The following is a 22,267-nucleotide window of genomic DNA, read 5'->3' as shown; positions in this document are numbered from 1 at the left end:
CGTCTTGTACAGGTGTTTTGGGGCGTGTTGGCAATACGGTCTGTATTATGCCGCGTAAGAGGTAACGATGTTTTTAAATTTTAAGGGTACGGTTGTACAAGCGCTTCACATTAAAGGTTTTTCAACGAAGAGTTCCTCCAAAAACCATTGCTTTTTTAACAGGTTCAAATGTATTACGCCCCCCATGTGAGAATTATTCATCTCCAGCACATGTTCCAGGTGCCTTTTTGCAGTATCCCACTGTTGCAGTCCCATATTTCCGAGGCTTTTAAGATAATGACAGTGCACCCGGTTTACCTGGTCGAGATCTTCCTCAAATATCAACAGGTCGGGTAGGGATACCGCAAAGTAATCTATTTTTACATTATCGTTCATATGTTCTTTCCCGTAGGCAATCAACTTTTCAAATCGCTCCCGGGCTTCCCTTTCCTTCCCCAGTTTAAGCAGAGCCAGTCCCTGGTAAAATATTTTATCGGGTTGCTGGTCATTATAGAATGTTGCGGGGCTCGGATCACTTAAACCAACAGCGGCTTTTTTAAAATATTCTGCCGCCCCGGATGTATTCCCCAGCTTTTCACAGGCAATTCCGAGCCAGTAATCAATATCATTTTCCTGGGTTCCGAACAATTTACCCTCGCCCAGGTTTTCCGGGTATATTTTTGCTGCCTTCAAATGTGCGATGGCTTCCTGATAATCTTCACGGATAATACACTTTTTTGCTATTTCCGTTTTGGCCGTTACGTATTGAAACGGTACCTTCCCCTCCCCTCCTTCCCACGGATGGAATTTTCTCGATTCGATAAGATCTAACGCCCGCTCGCTATCATCGAGAAGATTGTGCAAAGTGGCAAGTTCCAGGTAGGTATCGTCTCTTGAATTGCAGAGCTCCCTGTGCTGTTCAAACCATTGCAACCGCGTTTTAACGGGAATGTTTCTCTTTTTATAAAGCTGGTCCAGCTCCATCAGTATTCTCGCATTTTTTTTATCCAGGGAAAAGGCTTCTTCCAGGTGTGTTTGTGCAAGGTCTTTCTCATCGGCCTTATTATAGTATAAAAGGGCCAGATTACGGTGACATACGGCATTGTCCGGATTTAACCGGACCGCCTTTTCCCAGGTTTCCCTGGCGTGATCGTATTGTCGCGAAGCATACCAGAAATTTCCCAGGTAGTAATGTGCATGACTGTCTTCCGGATTGGCCTCTATAGCGGTTTTGAGCACAATCACCTCCTCCAAACGGTTCGGAAAGCAATAATCCACAGGCATTTCTGCTGCGATCTTGTAATAGGTGTCAGACTTGTCCCCCTGCCCTGTTTTCGCGTAGAAATACCCCATAAAGTAGGCTACCATAGGATAAAACTCCTTTTTTCCTTCGGAATACAATTCAAGTATTCTGATTGCAGAAAGATATTCCCCGGCCTCGGCATAGTCGATAGCCAGCTCCAGATAATTGTGAACGTAGTCCCGCATCATCAACCTGAAATATTCCAGGTCCTCTTCCGCAAGGCCCAGAAGATACTTTTCAAAAAGTATCCCGAAATTGAACCGGTCTATTTTCAGGGATTCACGGATTAGCTGTTCCACGGCCTGCGATTGGCCGAGTCTTCTCCATATAATGGCTTTAAGGTGCCGGGCTTTGTGATTGTGCCAGTTCCTGATAAGAGCTTTTCGTACCAGTTCCAGCGCCTTTTCTTCCCGGTTCCGGCAACAATCGATCTGCGCGAGATTGAAGTACCCCGCATCCTGCCATGCCGCATTCCAGCAGGATTTGAAAAAGGCATCGTAAGATTTATCCAGGTCCCCTAAAAATTTCAGGCACATCCCCTTGTTAAAAATAGCCTCCCCGTCGTAAGGGTTCGGATTTCTGTCTGTGAGTGTTGCAATGGCCGTCTCAAAGAATTTCAACGCCTTTCTGAAACGCCCCCTCCTGAGATACCAAAGTCCCATCGCATTATTGTTTCTCACATCTCCGGGTTCCCTGGACAGTGCTTCCTTATAATAATCCACCGGATTATAAGTGGCGTGGCGGTATTGTTCAAGATGTAATCCGGTCAGATATAATTGTTCTGTAGATACAATAGCACCGGGAGCCTTTGCAGCTTTGGCCGCCTCGGGGACCGCAGCCTTTTCTTCAGGTTCGGGGACCCACGTAAGGAGTGTATTACCATGACCGTCCCTAAGACAGAATTCAAGTTCTTGAAATTTGTACCCCCGAAGGTTTATCATGGCCTCGTATCCTTTTTCCGGTTTCAAAGCTGTCCGCTCCCTGTAAAGCGTTTTCTTTTTGGCCAAGAGTACTATTTCACTGCCGGGGTAAACGGCTGTTACGTATATTTTCAAAATCATTTTATCGCCTTCCTTTTCCATATTCACCAGGGCATTCTTTGACGCGTTTTTAACGATTCCCACACTGTGATAAGGCATAAAATACTGGCGGAAGCTTTTTTCCTCATAGGGATGCAACCAGGAGAAATCGGGTTGATTGTCGGTATAGACCCCGCACATGAGCTCTATATAGGGGCCGTCTGTCTCCGTGAGGTTCCTGTCCCAGGCATGCCCGAAATCGCCATTACCCCAGGTCCACTGCTTTTTACCGGGTGAAATATGGTGATCTGCAATATGCAAAAGTCCTGCTTCGGTGTCATTTTCGTAGCCCCCTACAAAATCGTATTCGGATGTAATGGCCATATAGGACGTGGGAACGGGAATATTTTTATACCGGGAGATATCGGTTCCGGGAGCATAATCCACTTTATAGTATTTTCCCCTGGCTATCGGAAATTCGGAAACGTCGCGCTTACCGTGATCAAATACGGCATGGACGTCCGGAGGGAACACCGATTGATAATGATCGTTGACCGCTACGGCCGGATTGGCCCACCAAAGAAAGGTCTGGGGGTGCGGTGTGCGATTGTAAACCCGGCCTTTTATTTCCAGGTAAGCCTTATCCGGATACAGGGTAAATCCGGCCATTCCCTTCGTCCTGGACATGCGTTCGGTCTCACTCACCCAGACCGTGGCACTGCCATCTCCGTTTTCCTCAATACAAGAGTCAACGGGTTCATAGGTACTGGGGCGGTGGTGTTGCGGCCAGTTAAATTCTATTCCCCCGGAGATCCACGGCCCCGTCAATCCGACGAGGGCAGGTTTTATAACATGGTTGTAATACACAAAGTGCCGTTGCCTTATTTTATCAAAAGCCATTTGAATTCTCCCGCCCAGCTCCGGCAACACCATGATCTTCAGGTATTGGTTTTCCAGGTAAACGGCATTCCATTCTTTCTCCACAGGGTGGTCGGAAATCTGTTCTACCACGGGATTCGGATAAACAACCCCGCTACTCCCCTGGTACACTCTTTTTTCCAGGAAAAAAGGATATTTTTCAGGGGGTCCCGTTTCATAAGTAGGAATGCTGACTTTCTCTTTCCAGGCTTTTACTTTATTTGCTGTTCTCATTTTTTCCGGTTAATTCGATCTCTATTTCTTCGAGGCTTTTTTCTTTGGTTTCGGGAAGCTTCTTCCTGATAAAAACATATCCTCCCAGACATATGAGGCTGTACAGCCAGAAGGTACCATAAGACCCCAGCCCTTTATTCAGGACCGGGAATGAAAAAGTAAGCGTGAACGAAGCCAGCCATAGTGAAAAAGTAGCTATGGACATGGCCAGTCCCCTTAAACGATTCGGGAAGATCTCCGAAAGGATCACCCAGGTGATCGGTGCGAGCGACATGGCATAAATGGCTATGGCCACTACCACCAAAAGCAGCACGGGCCACCCGGAAAATCCGAAATAATACGCACTGCCGAGCATGGCATATACCAGGGTAAGTCCTGATGCCCCGAACAGCATTAACCTCCGGCGTCCCCATCTGTCAACGGTATTCATGGCCACCAATGTAAATACGAGGTTTACACTGCCTGTTATGACAATATTGAACAGCATATCTCCCACATTGTAACCCGCGGCGGTAAAGATCTCATCGGCATAGTTAAAGATCACATTGATTCCGCACCACTGCTGAAAAAAAGCCAGGACCACGCCTATGGTCAGGATGGTTAAAAGTTTGGGGTTCTTTAGCTCGGAAAGAGTAACCCTCCGGTTGTTTTTTTCTTTGGCAAGTGTTTTCTTCATGTTGTCCAGTTGTTCCCTTGCATAATCCGCGCCGCCGATCCGCGTTAAGATGTGTACGGCTTTCTGATACTGATAATGTTTGGCCATAAACCGGGGACTTTCCGGAACAAGCAGCATGGTAAACAGAAAAACCGCGGCAGGGATCATCTCTGCCCAGAACATCCATCTCCAGCCCTGTTGTCCGTTCCAGGAAGAAAGGATGTCGGCAGCTTCGAAATCCGCAGGAACAGCTTCGGCAATCAGGTAATTTACGATTTGTGCGAGCAATATCCCTATAACAATGGTGAGCTGATTGATGGAAACAAGCCTTCCCCGCCTTGCGGAAGGTGCGATTTCGGCAATATACATGGGTGACAAGGTAGAGGCCAGGCCTATTCCCAGTCCCCCGATAAGGCGGTATATGATAAATACAGTAAAGCCATCTGCATAGCCCGAACCAAATGCGGAAACGAGGAAGAGCAATGCCGACACCACCAACGGCCCTTTACGGCCTATGGTATCTGAAACCACCCCCGAAATCATGGCCCCGAATATACACCCTACCAATGCACTGCTGACCGCCCATCCCTGTAAAGCGGCTGATCCCTTGATACCAAAGAACAATTCATAAAAAGGCTTTGCCCCGCCTATCACCACCCAGTCATATCCGAAAAGGAGGCCGCCCATTGCAGAGGTAAGCGCGAGGGCGTATACATACTTCAGGTTGAAATTTTGATTGCTTATAGTCATTTAATTAAGCGTAAAATTGACGGGGTCCCCGTTGAAAAACTCCATAACAGTATCCCCGGTATACTACTTTTATACCTGCTAATCTTATCAGTACATGACAAAAATTCAAATATGCTATTGTTTTGATCTATGACTTCAGGACTGATTCCGGTTGCCGGTTACCGGTTTTTATAACTGCTTTTCAAGCCGGCAACTGGTTTATCTACATTTAAAGTCCTATGTCTTATGTATGTCCTGCAGTCTTACATCTTACCTGATAAATTTTTGTCATATACTAACTGCTAATTTAAACTGTCCGGAATTCTCTATACATAGAATATCCTCTTAAAACGATGGATTATCTTATATCAAATTCCGGCACAGTTGTTATTCATGTTAGGAAAATACGATAAATAAATCTGAGGGGGATAATTACCAATCCGGATTTTGCCCGATCTCGGGATTGGTATTGATCTCTCCCTGTGGAATGGGGAAATATTCATGCCTGGGCAGGGTTAAAAACTCCTTCCCCACTTTATCGCTGTTCTCTATTTCCTCCCGGATCAGTCCCCATCGTTTCAGGTCGTAAAAACGGAAGCCCTCACGAAAGAACTCGATCATCCGTTGATGGCGGATCTCGGCCATCATTGCTTCCTGTCCCAAACCGGATATATCGGACAGGTTGGCCCTGTTCCTGATCCGGTTGACCAGGGGTGTCGCTTCGCCCGGATTTCCCTGCATGGTCAGGGCCTCCGCGTACATCAGCAGGATGTCTGCAAAACGAAGGGCTTTCTCGTTAATCTCCGAGATCCATATTCCTTCATTATCGTCCTGCCAGTTTTGATACTTCCGGAGCATGGAACTGTACCCGAACTGGAGTTCAAATTCGGAGAACGGCATATTGTAATACATGGCCCCGGGATAATCCCAGACAAGAGTGGCATACATCCTGGGGTCAAAATCCGCATTTACGGTTTTTTCCTTTTGAAATTCATTAAAGATCTTTTCCGTGGGGAACGCTTCGAACCATCCTCCTACTTCCGCAGGGGCAAATTCCTGGGCTGTGGTTACCCCCTGAGATTCATCGGCATTCTCGCCCGCCCAGGGATTGGAGCCTCCCACATTGTGATTCTGTATTTCGAATAAGGATTCCACATTGTTGTCATGTTCTGCCACGAAATTATCTTCAAAATCGGCAAGCAAATCGTAATTGTAAGGCGCTTCCGATATCCCGGCAGGGGTCGCCAGCTCTGCAAACTTACTAACCGCTTCGCCCCACTTCTCCTGGTACAGATACGCTTTTCCCAGATACCCGGTTGCGGCTCCTTTTGTGGCTCTTCCTACCCATTCATCAGAATAAGTAACCGGGAGACCTGCTATCGCATCCGTAAAATCGGTTTCCACCTGTGCCCATACTTCCGATTCGGGAGAATTCGCTACGAAATAGTCTTCCCGGGTCTGGGGCACCGTGGTAAAAATGGGGACCGATTCAAAATTGATCACCAGGTGAAAGTAATTCAGTGCCCGGAGAAACTTTGCTTCGGCAATATAGGCATCCTTCTGTTCCCGGGAGATCCCTTCCACACCTTCTATGTTGTCCAGAATCTGGTTTGCCCTGAATATCCCCGTATAGCACCCGGTAAAAATATTACCCGGTGTTCCTGTTGAAGTTGTATTGGTAAAGGTTGAAAGTTCATACAATGCCTTTACGTCGTTGCGAATGAAAAAATCGTCGCCCCGGCCGTTGGTGAGTTCCACGCCTCTTACCCCCCAGTAGCCGTTATTCACATCCCTTAATACTTTATAGGTTGCTGCCAGGCCTGACAGTACATCATCTTCCGTCTCCCAGAAATTTTCCTGGGTGATCACATTCGGATTGATCTGATCCAGTTCGTCGTTACAACCACAGGTAACCGATAAAAGAACGATCAGTATTAAAATATAAGTCTTCATAATGCTGTTTTTTTAAGTCTTTATTTAAAACGAAAGCTCTATTCCTGTTAAAAAGGTCCTTGACAGCGGATAGGCCACATGGCCGAAATCCACCCCCCTGTCCAGAACGGACCCTGCTCTTCCCAGATCGGGGTTATAGCCCTTGTAATCCGTTATAGTAAAGATGTTATCCAGACTTATGTAAAGACGGCATCTTTCGATCCCGGCTACTTTCAATGCGTTTTCCGGGAACGTGTAACCGAATTGCAGGGTTTTGAACCGGAAATAAGAACCGTCTTCCAGAAAACGATCGGAAGTCCTCGAATTCTGGTTCGGGTCATTGATCACCGCTCGCGGCATATCCGTATCCTGATTCTCCGGTGTCCAGGCATTCCGTGTCGATTTCATGTAATTGAATTCCAGGTTCATCCCTTCGAGGTCCTGCCGTAATCCGTTGTAGATCTTATTTCCCCGGGTGCCCTGGAAAAACAAGTTCATATCGAAATTCTTCCAGTTAAAGTTGGCCCCCAGGCCATAAGAGAAATCAGGATTCGGACTTCCCAGATACTGCCGGTCGTCTTCATCGATCTGACCGTCGTTGTTGTGATCTACAAAACGGATATCCCCGGGCCTGGCATTGGGCTGGATCAATGCCCCGTCGCGTGTATAGCTGTTGACTTCTTCCTCCGAATTGAAGATCCCGTCTGTTTTTATCAGGTAAAATGCTCCCACGGGAAGCCCGGCCTGCGTTACCGTGGCCGAGGCGCCGTGATGTGTGGGTTGTCCACCGAAGATCTGCTGGGAGCCCGTCCCCAGAAAATCCACCTCGTTGTCTACCGAAGCCAGCGTTCCTGTGATCTGATACGAAAAATCTCCTTCCGAATTGCTCCTGAAGCTCAGTGATGCCTCGAAGCCCTTGTTCGTGATCTGACCCGCGTTGATATAGGGACTGTTTCCGCTGGCTCCTGTAGATAATGGTATCGGCACCTGGAGCAATACATCAGAATTCTCTTTGACGAAGTAATCAAAGATAAATTCCAGGCGACGGTCCAGAAAACTCAGATCTGTTCCTATATTAAATGTTTTCGAGGTTTCCCACTTGATATCCGGGGTTGCGAAGGCTGCCTGGATGGCACCGGGCCATAGTGCCTGACCTTGTCCTACCACATAGTTCGTGTTCAGGTTGATCGCGGGACTAAAACGGTAGTCATCAAACTCCTGGTTCCCCAGAACTCCGTAACTCACACGGACTTTGGCCGTGTTAAACGTTTCCTTGAGTTTTGTAAAAAAAGGCTCGTTCGACAGGTTCCAGGCCAGGGCCAGCGAGGGGAAATTCCCGAACCGGTGGTCTTTTCCGAAACGTGAAGACCCGTCCCTTCTCAGTATTCCCGTAAGCACATAACGATCATCGAACGAATAGGTCAACCGGCCCAAATAAGAAACCAGGCTGTTCTCCCAGGCATTGCTTCCCGCAGCCGTATTTACCGTACCTGCATCCAGTACTTCCACGCCGGGGGGCATTCCGCTCTTGGACCCCGTAAGGCTTCTGTACTTGGTGTTCTGAAAGGTATATCCTATCAGTGCGTTTATGCTGTGTTTTCCGAAAGTCTTATCGTAGGTCAGTGTATTTTCCGTTAAAATATACTCCGTTTCATATCGCGATTCGTAGAGGTCGGAATCCAGGTTCGTAAACAGGGTACCTACCTCATACGGATAGGTATACGTATAATCGTATCCGTTGGTACTCGTGTATCCGAGGTTGAGCTTGTATTTCAGCCCGTCCAGTATGGAAACCTCTGCAAAGGCATTCACTATAGCTTCTTTGGAATGTACCTCGGGAACTTCAAGATTCAGCTGGGCCACGGGATTGGCGACGTTTACCACGGGTCCGTAAGCTCCTGCATATCCTCCTATGGCATCCGGATTATACACATCGAAAACAGGGATCATTTTGGGGGCGGACCCCACAGGGTTTCCTCCCTGGCCTCCCCATCCGCCGGCCATGTTTCTCCAATATTCCTTCGACAGTATCACCGATTCCCCGAATTTGAACCTCCCTTTGGTCAGGGTCGATTTAAAACGGAGGTTCCACCGGTTGTAACCGGTCTCTTTTACAATGCCGTCCTGTTCCATGTATCCCGCGGAAACACTATAGGTATAATGTTCGCCGCCGCCGCTGGCAGAGAGGTTGTAATTTTTTACCGGGGCTGTCCTGTATATTTCATCCTGCCAGTCCGTGCCTTTTCCCAAAGATCCCGGATCCGACGCTATGTCCAGCCTGTCCAATCCGGCATTGTCATGGGCCGCATTACTCACACCGGCCCATTCCGAAGCGTTGAGGACATCAAGTTTATCCACGATCGTTTGAAAGCCGTAGTACGTGCTGAAATCGATCCTGTTCTCGCCCTTTCTCCCGGATTTGGTAGTGATGATCACCACTCCGTTTGCAGCCCTCGACCCGTAAATGGCAGCCGCCGAAGCATCTTTTAATATGTCCATGGACGCAATATCCGTCGGATTCAGGTTATTGATATTGTCTACCTGTACGCCATCCACGATATACAGGGGATTGTTGTTTCCCAAAGAACCCGTACCCCGGATCAGGATTCGCACTCCGGAACCCGGATCTCCACCGGCCGACTCCACCTGCACCCCGGGCACTCTTCCCTGTAGCGCTTTCTCTACCGTATTGGAACCCTGGGTAACAATGTCTTCCGACTTGACCGATGACACGGCCCCGGTAACCTTCTCTCTCGTCTGGGTCCCGTAACCGACCACAACCACTTCTTCCAGTTGTTCCAGGTCCTCACTCAACGAGACATCTATAGTGCTCCTTCCGTCTACTTCGATCGTTTGTGTTTTAAACCCGATATAGGAGAATTCCAATACGGCATCCGGAGGAACATCCGTAATCTCATAATTCCCGTCGAAATCAGTAACCACTCCCTGTGCCGTTCCCTGCACGATGATATTCACCCCGGGTAGTGGGGCACCATCTGTTGCCGAGGTTACTGTTCCCGTGATTATTTGCTGTGAATTCTCTGTATTCACTGTTGCGTGCAACTGTATTGAATTTAGCACAAACCCGGTCAAAACCAGATAATATGCCAGCATCCTGATGTTGCATGGAAAACATGCTTTTTCCATAGTATTTAATTTAGTTGGTTTTATTTTAGTATTGATTTGACCTTATCAAAGGTTAGCTGCGTTTCGGGGTTAAACGCATTACTGTTCATATAGCGTTCCAGGCTGTACAACAACTGCCTGGCTTCCGGCCTGTGCTGTTGATCTTTCAGAAGGTCTATACCGGAAATAAGCAGTTTTCCCTTGCCTACCTTACCTTCTACGAGCAATCCGAGTGATTCGGAAGTGAACCAGTCGTCAATCACTCTCAGAACGGGTTTAATACCGTCGCTTAAATGGTCCAGCCGGATAGCATTCGAATGGCTCATGGCATCCCACCATTGCCAATTGCTGTGATTTTGCGTAGGGAAATAGGCGAACGCCGGGTGTTCCGGGTCGCAAAGGATGCCCAGGGTATGCGGAGCCTGCCCGTTGGTCCAGGCCGTATTCCAGAATATACTGGAAAACCCGATGGCAATATCACCACCGGCTTCATCTTTCAGGCTTCCTTTCGGGAGACTGAGAAGCAATGTACCCCCGCCTTCGAGATATTTTTTCTCTTTTGCACCCAGTTGCCGGGCAATGCGGACTTTATTCTCTCCCGGTATATCCTGTTTTTCAGGATACACCCATACGGGCCATGAGTTTACAAAATCGTTGACAGACACTTCGAGGGTAAGCATTTCGGGTTCCTGAATACCGGACAAGGAATGATGTATCTCTCCCAGGGAGATCCCGTTGCCAAGCGGTATGTCCGTTTCGGGTAAATTGCCCCGGGCAAAGGTCTCCCCGTTGGAATGTTTTATTTTCCACTCCGGCACAACGGCTTTCAAAGTCTCTTCTCCGAAATGTGCGATCTCCACTTCGGCATCAAAGGACTCGTTATTGACAAAAACACGCCGGGACAACCGGACCAAAGGAACTGTAGCATTACAAAACCTGCTATATTCTTCGGCAGTGATATATCCTTTTTCTTCCCAGAACGGGTCCAGCACACCCACAAGTGCGGTGCCCTGCCCGGGAAAATCGTGCAGATCGAGTAGCTGAAAACCGCCGAATCCCGGGGTTCGGAGTGCTGCTTCTATATCGGCCTTATAACAGAGCGCCTGCAATTTTCCGGAAGCCATTAAAAAGTCCTTTTCCATCCCATCCAAACCGTTTTCATACAACCTGTCCTTGAATATTTCGAAATTCTTAGGTTTGAGTACACCGGTATATTTTGACATTTCCTCAAAATTGGGATACACACACCACTGCCCTATTTCATGACTAATGGTCGGTTGTTCCCATTGCGATGTGATGGCGCTCCAGTCATAATCTGTGCTGGGCGCTTCTTTATTGATAATACTGTTCAGTCCCTGACCCCATCCCTGAATACGCGGATCTGAAGTGCTGTTAAAATCATTTTGATCGATCACAGGCCATCCTGCGGCTGTCGTATATAGTCGACGGGGGTCCTTTGTTTTCCAGTATTCTACAAAATTTCTCAGGTACTCCTTGTGGTGTTCTCCTCCGGGCTCATTGCCATAGGCCATAAAACAAAACGACGGATGATTTCCGTAGGCCTCTATTATACGCTCGCTTTCCTCCATGATATAGGTGTCCAGGGGAGAGCCGTCGCCGATGGCAGTCGAAAAATTTGCCCATGAGCTGCATTCTACCTGGAAGTAGAATCCGAGTTCATCGGCTGCATCAAACGCTGCTTCGGGAGGACACCAGGAGTGAAAGCGCATATGATTAAGCCCAAAGGACTTGCACACGTTTATGATCCGCTTCCATTCCTCCTTATCCGTAGGCGGATAACCCGTTTTTGGGAATATGGCACATTCCAGGGTACCTCTCATAAATGTAAGCCTGTTGTTTATGGTAAGCTGAGAGCCATTGGTTGCGAATTTTCGCATCCCGAATTGCGCTTTCCTGGCGTCTTCAAAATCGGTACCCTGTAATTGAACGGACATCTCGTACAGGTTAGGAGTGAACTCATCCCATAAAACCGGGGAATCGCCCATGTCATAATTCAGATCAAAGCTGTTCTCTCCCTTTTCCAGTTTTATTTCTGCCTCCTTTTCCGGCAGGTTTTCTTCTTCGCCGGTAACTTTAAACAGCGCCTTAACAGTTTGCGCTCCGCCCGATCCATTGGCAATGACAAGTTTTACATTCACCTCCTTCTTCTCTATATCCGGGTACAGGGCCATCTTCTCGATATGAACCAGCGGTTTTGCTGTTATGGAGAGCTCCCCTACCATACCATTCCAGTTGGACTGTGTATGATCGGAAATGCTGTGGGAATTGATGCCTACATCAATATCCTTAACCCTGTTATCCACTTTAACAGATAGCGTATATGTTCCCGGGGCCAAATTTTCCGGGAGTTCAAATACCTGCGGTGTCCCCAGGCTGTTTTCTGTTCCCAGGAGCTGATCGTCCAGCCATACCGTGGTCTCCCAATGGCCCCGTTCTATTTTAAACTCCAGGGATTTTCCTTTCCAGTCGGAAGGGATCTCAATCTGCTTCTGGTACCACGCCACCCCTTTGTAATATTTTTCGGGTTGTAACCAAAAAGGTACCTTGATGTTTCCGGCCTGTCTGTATTTTTTATAAGAAGGGGCTTTAAAATAGGAGGAATCCAGAAAAGATCCCGTCCAGGGCGTGGAAAGCCCTATATCATTCCCTTTTCCGTTGGTGGTCATGGAGCCCGGAAGGGTTACAATATCTTCGAATTCCTGCTTAAACCACTGTTGGCCGGTCCCCACATCCGTGGAATCTATCCGGAATGTCCATTTTCCGGATAAATCCAGTGCTGACGATGCGTCCGAATGCCCGGTGTTACAGGAAGAAAACAATACTGAAAAGCACCATATCAGCAGTAAATTCCTGATATCATTGGTCTTTTTTTGTCGGTCAGGTGTTATCATAAGTTTGTTTTTGGATGGGTTAATTACAGTATTTCCTCAACTGCTTAGCCCACAAAATTAACGGCATTCTCTTCTCGTCAACATGGATATTCATAGCAATAGGATGGATTATTTTACGATTTTATTATTTTTTAGCTTTCATGTTTTAACTTATGTCAAAATCAACAGCTTTATTTTAGTAAATAACAAATTCATTGTAGCTTGTGCATTTTAGTACATGACAAAAATTTAATTTTGATGGATTTTCCTCTCCCGATAAATATCGGGAGAGGAAAATCAGGCTCCCTCCAGGCAATGCATTGAGCCCAGTCGAAATGGCCGGGGTAAAACCGATTTTCCGAGAAACCCGGTTAAAACAATTTTTGTCATGTACTAAACTTGTGTATATAAATCCAACTGTCAAGTACGCTTAATCATGGACAATGAATCCCTGAAGATCAAAGAAGGTTTTGTAGGTCAACGGATGATCGTCTTGCCGCCTGATGTAAGGAAGAAAATTGAAGTGAACCCGATTATAAATTCCCTGTATATAACCGCTATCGGGTACTACCCTTTTGCCAATTATCACGACCGCGAAAGGAAAAAAGGGTGTGACGAATATATCCTGTTATACTGTGTGGAAGGAAAGGGAGTTATTTTTATCGGGAACGAAGAATTGGAACTTCAGCCTAACCAGTTTTTTATTATTCCCGCTGGTATTCCACATCATTATAAAAGTTCCCTGTCCGATCCATGGAGCATTTACTGGGTTCACTTTATCGGAAACAATGCGGATTCCATATACGAAAGGTTGTTGAAGTACAACCCGGACAGAACCATCAAAATCCCTTACGACGAGCAGCGAACGGAATTGTTCCTGAAAATGATCAAACTTCTGGAAAACAGTTTTGATGACGCCTCTCTGGAGCTTTCCAACATATATCTTTTGCACTATATAAGTTCCTTTATTTATCAATCCCGGACCAATGATCCGACAGAACGGAAAAACCCGGTGAATCAATCGATAACGTACATGAAAAAACATCTCGACAAATCGCTTTCCATCAAAGACCTGGCTTCCCAGCAATTTCTATCGGTATCCCGCTATTCGGAATTGTTTAAAACGGCAACCGGAACATCTCCGATCAAATATTTTATCCACCTGAAAATCCAGAAATCCTGTCAGTACCTGTACTTTACCAATATGAATGTAAAGGAAATTGCCAATGCCCTGGGATTTACCGATCCCTTTTATTTTTCCAGGATGTTCAAACGGGTCTTGGGCCTTTCCCCCTCAAAATACAAAAAGGACTATAAGCAATAATTCAAGTGAGCAATGTTATACTGTTAAATTAAAAAATCAGAAAGGAGTCATTACTATGAAAAAAGCCAAAAAAATCTATTTCTACTTGCAGATGCTGGGACTGTTGATCCTGTTACCTGCTATTGCAAACGCCGGCGATACCCCGGAAATCCCTGACGGATGGTCGGACGGCTATGTGTATGCAAATGGGATTCGCATCCACTACTATCATGCTGTTCCCGCACCTGATAAACCCGTTATCGTGATGGTTCACGGAGTTACGGATATCGGGCTCAGCTGGACCACGCTTACCTGGAAACTACAGGATTCGTACGACATATATATGCTTGATGCCCGGGGGCACGGCCTGTCTGACCCGTTCACTACCTCCGATGACGGCAATACGCTGGTAAAAGACGTGGTGGAGTTCGTGCGCGTGATGAAGTTCGAAAAGCCTATCCTGATGGGGCATTCCATGGGCGCTGCTACGGTAATGCGCGTAGGTGCGGAATATCCGGATCTGGCGAAGGCTATTATTATGCTGGACCCCATGCTCTACCGCTTTCCCGCCGGGGAAAGCGGTAGAGCACGTAGCACCGGAAATGATGCGCCGCCCAAAGCTCCGCAACCCGAAACCCAGGCGCCGGACCGGCTTTCCGTAAGTATGTCCGGACCTCCGGAAACGCTGGTAGCACAGAACAACTATAGCTTCGACGACCTGGTGGCGACCTGCCACCGCAACAGCCCCAAATGGGATGCAGTGGACTGCCGGTATTGGGCACTCTCGAAAAAACAATATCACGGTGCCTATACAGATAAAACGTGGCAGGCCATGTCGGGCACCATGAGGACCGGAGATGCGCTGGCAAAAATTCCGGTACCCGCGCTTGTGCTCAAAGCCGACGCATCGCCGGAACAGCGCAAGGCCAACGAGAAAGCGGCCACGGTGATACAGAAAGGCAAACTCGTACACATCGACGGAGCCGGTCATAACCTGCACCACGACGAGCTCAAACGTACCGTAGAAGTTTTGAAGGAGTTTTTATCGACATTGTAGATCAGGGGACATACATTACCGGCAACTTACAACCTAAGAAAACAGGAGACCTCCAAACTCCGATTCTGTTATCCGGGGTATTGATAAAAGTCATTGTCGGTTCTATAAAGATATCGGTTATTTTTTCAAGGGCATAGGAAAGACAGGCGATGTGTAATTAAAAGATGAAGTGTCCGGGCCTGAATAATCTGTATCGATATATTCAGGCCCGGACATAATTTCCTTATTGTTAACTGTAAAATAGCATTAATGCCGTTCGGGATACACCTTGTGATATTCCTCGATCTCCTTTTTTGAAAGCTTTTTTAAATAGTGTTTGGGTAAAGCCGTCCTTTCCCGGGTATCCTGTGGTACTCGTTCCTTCCATTCCTTTTTACCATTGCCCTTAACAATGTCAAAAGCATCATATAGCTGTCCTGTAGCCGTATAAGCCTCGAAAGAAAGTGTATCCCCGGCAATCGATATGATCTGGTAAAGCTGCGTATTGCTTGCGGCCCTGTCCATCCAGCGGTCGGTGGTAAGGTTATACATTTTGGGCCCGCTTACGGAAACCACATACATGGTTCCCGACCCGGCATCCGTATTGGTGACACCTACGGGAAGGTTACGCCCCCTTCCGTAAGTATGATCGTGCCCCTGTAAAACAAGGTCTACTTTATACTTGTCAAAAATGGGTTTGAATGTCTTCCGGAATTCGGGATTGTCCCTGCCTTCCTTGGAAGAAAATAGGGGATGGTGAAAGGTGATAACCGTCCATGTCTTCTTATTCCCGGACAACACCCTGTCCAGCCATTTCGCCTGTTTTTCCCTGGAAACCTCATCCAGTATAATTTCCTGTGAATTCAAAGAAATAATCCTGCAATTGCCATAATCCAGGTAATAAACGGAACTCTCCAGGCCTTCGGGGCCATTGGACGGCATGTGAAACGTCTTTTTCCAGTGGACATCCAGTTGTAAATTTCCCTCTTCATCCCGGTCGTATTCATGGTTCCCGGGTGACGGAACACTTGGAATCATGGCATGGATAAAACTCCCGGCATGATGCCACTCTCCCCATTCCCTGTCGTTATGTGTCCTGTTGATCAGGTCTCCGGCGTGCAACATAAAACGGGCCCGGGGCATTGCACTGTAGGCCTGCCGGACAACCCTGGACCACATGGATTTCAAATTGTTCTGTGCATCCCCGAAATAGATAAAAGAAAACGGTTGATCTTCTTCCGGGGCCGTACTGAAATGGTACCATTCGCTCCACGACTCCCCCTGCCCTACACGGTAAGCGTACAAAGTCCCGGGCGACAGGGAATCAATCTCTACGGTGTGGTAATTGGCCCTGACGCCGTCAACTTCAAGAAATGACGTTTCCGCTTGTATGCGTTTCGCCTTTGAGGGAAAATCCGGGGAAGCATCGGCTTCGGCCACTTCCAGGTAGGAGATGCGGGTCTGTCCGTCGGTCCTCCAGTTTACGGTCTGCGAAGTTCGCGGATCATCGCTCCACGTCAATACGACACGGTCGGGAAAAGGGCCGGGCAAAAACTCCTGCCCGTTTACCGCTATACAGAAAAAGCCGGCCAGAAAAACGGATAATAGTTGAATTTTATACATGATCTATAGTTTTTATTTTAATTGAGATTAAACCGTACTCCCAGGTTCCCCCAGGAAGAATAATACATGTCGTCCAGACGACGTCCGTCCCCGAACCTGAAAGAGATCGGGGCATTGGTAATATTACTGAGGTTAACGAAAATACTCCACCTGTCGTTCAGTTTTTGCGATGCCGATATGTCTATCTGTTTCCGGGCCCTTTCCAGTTCGTCCCGGTCGGCATTGTTTCCGAGTTCGGTAATGTAGGTATCGTAAAAATACATGGATACTCTCCCGGAAAAACCATATTTTTCATAAGAAAGCGAAACATTTCCTACATGCGGGCGCATTTCAGGGAGTTTAACGGTCCTCACCTGTTCAATGCCCGGAACTTCCATTTCCGAATCCACATAAGTATAATTGGCATAGATTCCCAGGCCGTTGAGAAATCCGGGGAGAAAAGTAAGTTGCTGTTGCCATGACAATTCCAGTCCCTTTACGGTGGCACTGGCACCGTTTACTACCTGTTCCACCTCCCAGCCGTCGTATGTACCGCCTTCCCGGATGTAATTGGATTCGTAGATGTAATTCCCGATCTTTTTGTAAAAAACACCACCGGATATCAACCCCACCGATTGAAAATAGTGTTCAAAAAGCAGGTCGTAGTTCATCGAGGTCGCCTGTATGAGATCGGGGTTTCCCATATTTATTTCTTCCCGGCTGTTCAGGACCTCTTCCCAGGGGACCAGATCGTAATAACTGGGCCTGGAAAGCGACCTTGTTACTGCAAACCGGAAATTGGTATTTTCCCTGAGCGTGTATTTTATGTTCAGGGATGGGAAAAAGCCGTCAAAAGTCTTTTCAGAATCCACACGAAAGGTATTCAGGTAATTACCATCTTCGTCAAAATTCACCTGGTTTCCTTTATAGTGAAACCCGGTCTGTTCGTAACGAACACCGCCTACGACTTCAAAGTTACTGAAATTCAGTTTGGTCATGACATATCCCGCCCCGAGATACTCATTTCCGAAAAAGGAATCGGGATCGGTATTCTGTCGTGTATAATTTTCATTATCTTTAAAAAGGCCTTTGTTATTTTCGTAAAAATCTTCCAGTGCCTCGGCATCCGGGAAATTGTCAAGTACGTAATTATTGTCGAAATGATCATCTTTTCTATAACCGGAAAGATAGTCGGCAAGAACGAACTCTCCTTCCCTGAGGTCGTGGAGAAAATAATTTCTGGAACGGTCATTGTATTTATACCGGAACCGCCCGCCAAATTTAAATTCTCCCGATATGTCCCCTATGGTATAAGGTTTTGAAATGTTAAAAGTCAACTGTCCGTCGTGATCTTTTGAGGAATCGTGACGGTTGATGTACCTGTTGGTGGTATATTGAGTGGGGTCGTAAGGGGCTTCTTCCACGTAATCTATCTTCGGAACCCTGGGATTACTGAGATCCAGTTCACCCGACATGCCGCTCCTTTCGAAATTTGCCCTGTAATAAATGGGCTGATCGTAATTGCCGCCACTGTACGTCAGGTCAAAGTCCAGATTCCAGGAAGAAAAAGACGTCTTCCCCCCAATGGAAATGATGGTGAGGTCACGGTGATAATCCCTCCAGTTCCCGAACTGGGTAACCCGGACATCACTGATCCGGGTAGTGGAAATATATTCTCCTATACCGGTGATCCTGCGCAGCCTGTTTTGTTTTTCATAGTACTTATTGTAAGATCCCCTTATGTAATACCTGGAATGGTCATCGGGATAGTAATCGAATTCCGCGTTTACTCCTACATTGTCTCTTTTGATCATATAACCGGTGAGATCGTACTCTTCCAGTAAAAGCTGTTCCCTGCCATCGAGTTCATATTCGTCATAGCCCTTTTCCACACGGTCTTCACCCCGACTGGTCCTCAGGTAATTAGCACCAACCACAAACCCGGTTTTTTTTAACCGCTGTCCGTAAGTGGCCCCCATTTCGTAATTGGCCTTGTCCACCAGATTGTTGTATCCTGCGGAGGCTTTTGCATCCAGTGTCCTGGAGTTCAGGGGCGGGCTTTTGGTAATGATATTTACGGTTCCCCCGGTTCCGTCGGCATCCATATCCGGGGTTAAGGTCTTTACTACCTCTACAGCTTCCACCACATCAGACAATACGCCATTAAGGTCGGTATCCCGGTACCCGGCACTCGTGGAAGGTAACCTCGTACCGTTTATGGTAATGGAACTCAGGCCCTGACCGAGCCCCCTGATAATAATGTCCCTGGCAAGTCCGTAGCTATATCCGACAGCCACTCCGGGAACCCTTTGCAGGGACTCACTCAGTGTCATATCCGGGAAACGCTCCATCTGTTCCTGCGACATCACATATTTTATGTTTTCTGCGGCTTTCATTTGCGAAAGGGCCTTTACTTCGCCGCGGCGGATACCGGTTACGGTGACCCCTTCCAACTGGTCGAACAGCGGAGTGAGCACAAAATCCGCCCTGATGGTCTCTCCGTTCCTTATATGCACTTCGCTTTCCTGTTTTTCATACCCCACATAAGTTACTTCCAGAACAGCCGTGCCTTCGTTCAGGTCACGGAGCCTGAAATTACCGCTCTCGTCGGCTACGGTCCCCTTCGAGGTCCCCCGGACGATAATAGTGGCGTAAGGAAGCGCTTCGCCGCTGTCTTTTCCTCTGATATTCCCCATGATTATCCCTTTACCTACCGGATTTTCCTTCCCGGCCTTTTTGGGTTTCAGGATGATACTACGGCCGCTTACCGCATATCCGACGGATTCGGGTAAACTGTTGCGGAGGACATTCCCCAGCGGTTCGCGATCAAATTTTCCGGATACCCTCTTACTGAGGTCTATCCTGCTTTCACTGTATACGAACTTAATTTCCAGTTGTTGTTCTATGTTCTTCAAAAAATATTTCAGGCTTTGGTTATTTACCGTTAGCGAAACCCGTTCCCGAAGAAGATCGGGATCGGCATTAAAGGCACGTAACGGTCCGCCATAAAGGAACGTAAAACACCCTGCCAGCCATAAAAAAATGACAGGAATTTTCTTTTTTGTAAGAATTAATTTTCTCATTTTTGAAATTGCATTTAGTTGATAAAATCATTTATTGGTTTTGGCCGGAAAATAGTTCCAGTATTTTCCGGTTTTTTTTAACATCCTTCCCCCGATATTACAACCTTCCTTTCACCGGGCAACACACGATATTTACAGTGTATGGAAAGACAGATAATATTAAGGATGGTCTTTAGCGATTGTTTCTCAAAGGAAGCGGTTATGGTACATTGTTTAATGTTTTCGTCCGTATACTCAAAAGAGACGTTATAGGCTTCTGCCAGGTAATTCAGGGCATCGCCCACGGGAATGTTGTTGAAATCAAATATTTCATCCTTCCACGCAATGGTATTGTGAATATTGTGTACTTTCACCTTCCGCAGCCCTCCGGAAGCCTGCAGGTAGCCTGCCTGGTCGCCTGACTGAAGTAACACGTGGTCTCCCCTATGGTTTTTTACTGCTACTTTCCCTTCTATTACGCTCACCTGCTCTTCCGTACTTCCGGCATTTATATTAAAGGAGGTGCCCAGTACCGTAGTCGTCAGGTGGGTACTTTCTATAACAAACGGCCGCAGGGCATCTTTTGTGACCTCAAAATAGGCTTCTCCTTCCAACCGGACGCAGCGTATATTCTCTTTACTGAAATCATAGGCAAGCGTAGCATTACTGTTGAGCCATACGGATGAGCTGTCGGGAAGCAAAACCTTGAGGTGTTGATTGTCTGTTGTGGTAAATGTAGTCCACCGGGAAGACCTGAGCAGGATGACCGGCACAAGCCCCAGTAAACACAAAAGGACTGCCGCTGCACTCCACCACAGCTTTCTCTGTTTTTTATTCCGTTTTCTCCCCGAAGAAACCGCGGCATTCATCTTTAAACTTGCCCTTTCCTTATCAAAGGAGGCATAAGCTATATTTCCGGCCATGTTCCACTGCAAGGCCAGTTCGTCAAAAATCTTTTGATATTCTTCATTTTTCTGAAGCAATTCGGAAAGCAGGTGAATATCTTTTTCATTGGCTTCATTGGAAAAATATTTAGTGGTCAGCTCCCAGAATTTGTCCTGCATAGCATACGGGAATTTAGGTCTTTTACTGATAAAGACCTGTTTGGGGCCGGAACCTGCTATTCACATTGTTTAAGAAAAGGTTAAGTAAAGTTTATTTGGAGGAATAATTCCTGGACAGGTTTTCGTGCAGAAAACGTACCGCATTGACCATGTGATTCTGAACAGTGTGTATGGAAATATCAAGACTTGCAGCTATTTCCTTGTACTTTAACCCGTTAATACGGTTTAAAAGAAACACGGTCCGGCGTTGTTCCGGCATTTTCTGAATAACGGCCATCACCTGTTCCAGGGATTCCCGCGAAATGGTACGGGACTCATGATCGGTGGTCTGTAAGTACAAATCGTTCTGTTCCCGCTTAGCAGAGCGATGTGTTTTTTCCTTCTCAACGATTTGAAGTGATCTGTTTTTAACACCGGTGTAAAGATAACTCCTGACATTCCCTATACTTGTCTTTTTCCGGTTTTCCCAGATCCTGATAAATACATCGGCTACTATTTCTTCGGCAAGTTCTTTCGATCCGGTAATACGCTGTGAATAGAAACACAGACCGGGAAAGTATTTGTCAAAAAGAATACCCAGTGCTTCTTCCCTGTCGTCCTGAAGTTGTTTGTAAAGGGTTTCATCCTGCATTGGGTTTTTCTTTGAAATGTTAAAACTATACGTTTTGATCAACAGGATGGTTATGTGCAAATTAAATTATTGTAAAGGGACGTCCACAGGAAGGGAACGGCACCGTTCCTTTAACACTTTCCGATGAAGAAAAACCCTGTCCGGGGCAATACCCGGTTGGATGACCTTTGAACACAGTGTCGGAATTTTGGAAATCACGGGTATTGCCAAAGCAGGCAAAAAGAGCAATTAAAAAAATGAAACATCAGAAACTGTAAAACATAACTATTATGAAAAACAAAGAGATATGGGCAAATTTAACTGTGAAGGATTTGGAACGGACCACTAAATTCTACACTGAATTAGGATTTAAATCCAATGGAGCATCTGAAGAATTAACAAGTTTTTTTGTCGGCAAAAATGATTTTGTAATTCATTTCTTTTTGAAGGAAGTACTAAACCACTATGGTCTTGAAGTCCATAGGTTTTTAAATCTGACTAAAATCGAACATTAAAGGGGAAATAGCCGACCTGAAACATGGAAATGAAATTGTATTCACGCTTTCGGCTGACAGCAAAGAGGAAGTTAACAATTGGGAGGATGAAGTTATAAAAGCAGGCGGAACGATCATTTCCCCCGCAGAAGAATTTGGAAATGGATATTATGGTTTTGTTTTTACCGACCCGGATGGTCATAAATTCAATGTATTTTACATGTAAGGACATTGATAGCGCATATCGGACAGAATAAGCAATGCCGATGGCCTGGCAGACCGCGATGCTCCGGCCGTGTAAATTCTAGTG

The 22,267-nt window shown here is 46.7% G+C and carries 13 protein-coding genes; 4 read left to right on the top strand and 9 right to left on the bottom strand.

The features are described 5' to 3' along the window. Window positions 1–105: 105 nt before the first annotated feature. The 5 genes from LS482_RS19820 to LS482_RS19800 all read right to left on the bottom strand — a co-directional run bounded on the left by LS482_RS19820 (window position 106) and on the right by LS482_RS19800 (window position 12,807). Complete coding sequence (locus tag LS482_RS19820) at window positions 106–3,453, bottom strand: DUF5107 domain-containing protein (protein ID WP_233029278.1); 3,348 nt, start codon at window positions 3,451–3,453, stop codon at window positions 106–108. Then, window positions 3,437–4,858, bottom strand: coding sequence for a sugar porter family MFS transporter (locus tag LS482_RS19815; protein WP_233029277.1), 1,422 nt, complete (start codon window positions 4,856–4,858; stop codon window positions 3,437–3,439). The genes LS482_RS19820 and LS482_RS19815 overlap by 17 nt, the downstream gene beginning before the upstream one ends. Before the next feature lie 411 nt (window positions 4,859–5,269). After that, window positions 5,270–6,790 (bottom strand): RagB/SusD family nutrient uptake outer membrane protein, encoded by a 1,521-nt coding sequence (locus LS482_RS19810; RefSeq protein ID WP_233029275.1) that lies wholly within the window; start codon window positions 6,788–6,790, stop codon window positions 5,270–5,272. 24 nt (window positions 6,791–6,814) lie between these two features. Then, window positions 6,815–9,916 carry a SusC/RagA family TonB-linked outer membrane protein gene (locus tag LS482_RS19805; RefSeq protein WP_233029273.1) on the bottom strand — a complete coding sequence of 1,034 codons (3,102 nt, stop codon included), beginning with the start codon at window positions 9,914–9,916 and terminating at the stop codon, window positions 6,815–6,817. Between the two features lie 20 nt (window positions 9,917–9,936). After that, window positions 9,937–12,807: a DUF8487 domain-containing protein gene (locus tag LS482_RS19800; RefSeq protein ID WP_233029271.1), complete on the bottom strand. Its 2,871-nt coding sequence runs from the start codon at window positions 12,805–12,807 to the stop codon at window positions 9,937–9,939. A 415-nt stretch (window positions 12,808–13,222) separates the two neighbouring features. Between LS482_RS19800 and LS482_RS19795 the strand changes: the two genes are divergently transcribed. Next, window positions 13,223–14,110 (top strand): helix-turn-helix domain-containing protein, encoded by an 888-nt coding sequence (locus tag LS482_RS19795; protein ID WP_233029269.1) that lies wholly within the window; start codon window positions 13,223–13,225, stop codon window positions 14,108–14,110. A 55-nt stretch (window positions 14,111–14,165) separates the two neighbouring features. After that, window positions 14,166–15,146 (top strand): alpha/beta fold hydrolase, encoded by a 981-nt coding sequence (locus tag LS482_RS19790; RefSeq protein ID WP_233029267.1) that lies wholly within the window; start codon window positions 14,166–14,168, stop codon window positions 15,144–15,146. Between the two features lie 246 nt (window positions 15,147–15,392). On the opposite strand, the gene LS482_RS19785 is transcribed toward LS482_RS19790, so the two are convergent. From LS482_RS19785 to LS482_RS19770, 4 genes are all read right to left on the bottom strand, one after another. Then, window positions 15,393–16,748 (bottom strand): purple acid phosphatase family protein, encoded by a 1,356-nt coding sequence (locus LS482_RS19785; protein WP_233029266.1) that lies wholly within the window; start codon window positions 16,746–16,748, stop codon window positions 15,393–15,395. A 17-nt stretch (window positions 16,749–16,765) separates the two neighbouring features. Then, window positions 16,766–19,810 (bottom strand): TonB-dependent receptor, encoded by a 3,045-nt coding sequence (locus tag LS482_RS19780; RefSeq protein ID WP_233029265.1) that lies wholly within the window; start codon window positions 19,808–19,810, stop codon window positions 16,766–16,768. A gap of 77 nt (window positions 19,811–19,887) precedes the next feature. Beyond that, on the bottom strand, window positions 19,888–20,853 hold the full coding sequence (locus LS482_RS19775) for a FecR family protein (RefSeq protein WP_233029264.1): 966 nt from the start codon (window positions 20,851–20,853) through the stop codon (window positions 19,888–19,890). 91 nt (window positions 20,854–20,944) lie between these two features. Continuing rightward, window positions 20,945–21,484: an RNA polymerase sigma-70 factor gene (locus tag LS482_RS19770; RefSeq protein WP_233029263.1), complete on the bottom strand. Its 540-nt coding sequence runs from the start codon at window positions 21,482–21,484 to the stop codon at window positions 20,945–20,947. Between the two features lie 269 nt (window positions 21,485–21,753). On the opposite strand from LS482_RS19770, the gene LS482_RS19765 reads away from it, so the two are divergent. Both LS482_RS19765 and LS482_RS21825 read left to right on the top strand, forming a co-directional pair. Beyond that, window positions 21,754–21,978, top strand: a complete 225-nt coding sequence (locus LS482_RS19765; protein ID WP_233029262.1) for a VOC family protein — start codon at window positions 21,754–21,756, stop codon at window positions 21,976–21,978. Further along, entirely contained in the window at window positions 21,974–22,183 is a 210-nt protein-coding gene (locus LS482_RS21825) for a VOC family protein (RefSeq protein ID WP_367890612.1), read from the top strand. Before LS482_RS19765 ends, LS482_RS21825 begins: the two co-directional genes overlap by 5 nt. The last annotated feature ends 84 nt before the right edge of the window (window positions 22,184–22,267 follow it).

The sequence above is a fragment of the Sinomicrobium kalidii genome, from assembly GCF_021183825.1.
GTDB lineage: Bacteria > Bacteroidota > Bacteroidia > Flavobacteriales > Flavobacteriaceae > Sinomicrobium > Sinomicrobium kalidii.
This window is presented reverse-complemented; position numbering and strand designations above follow the sequence as displayed.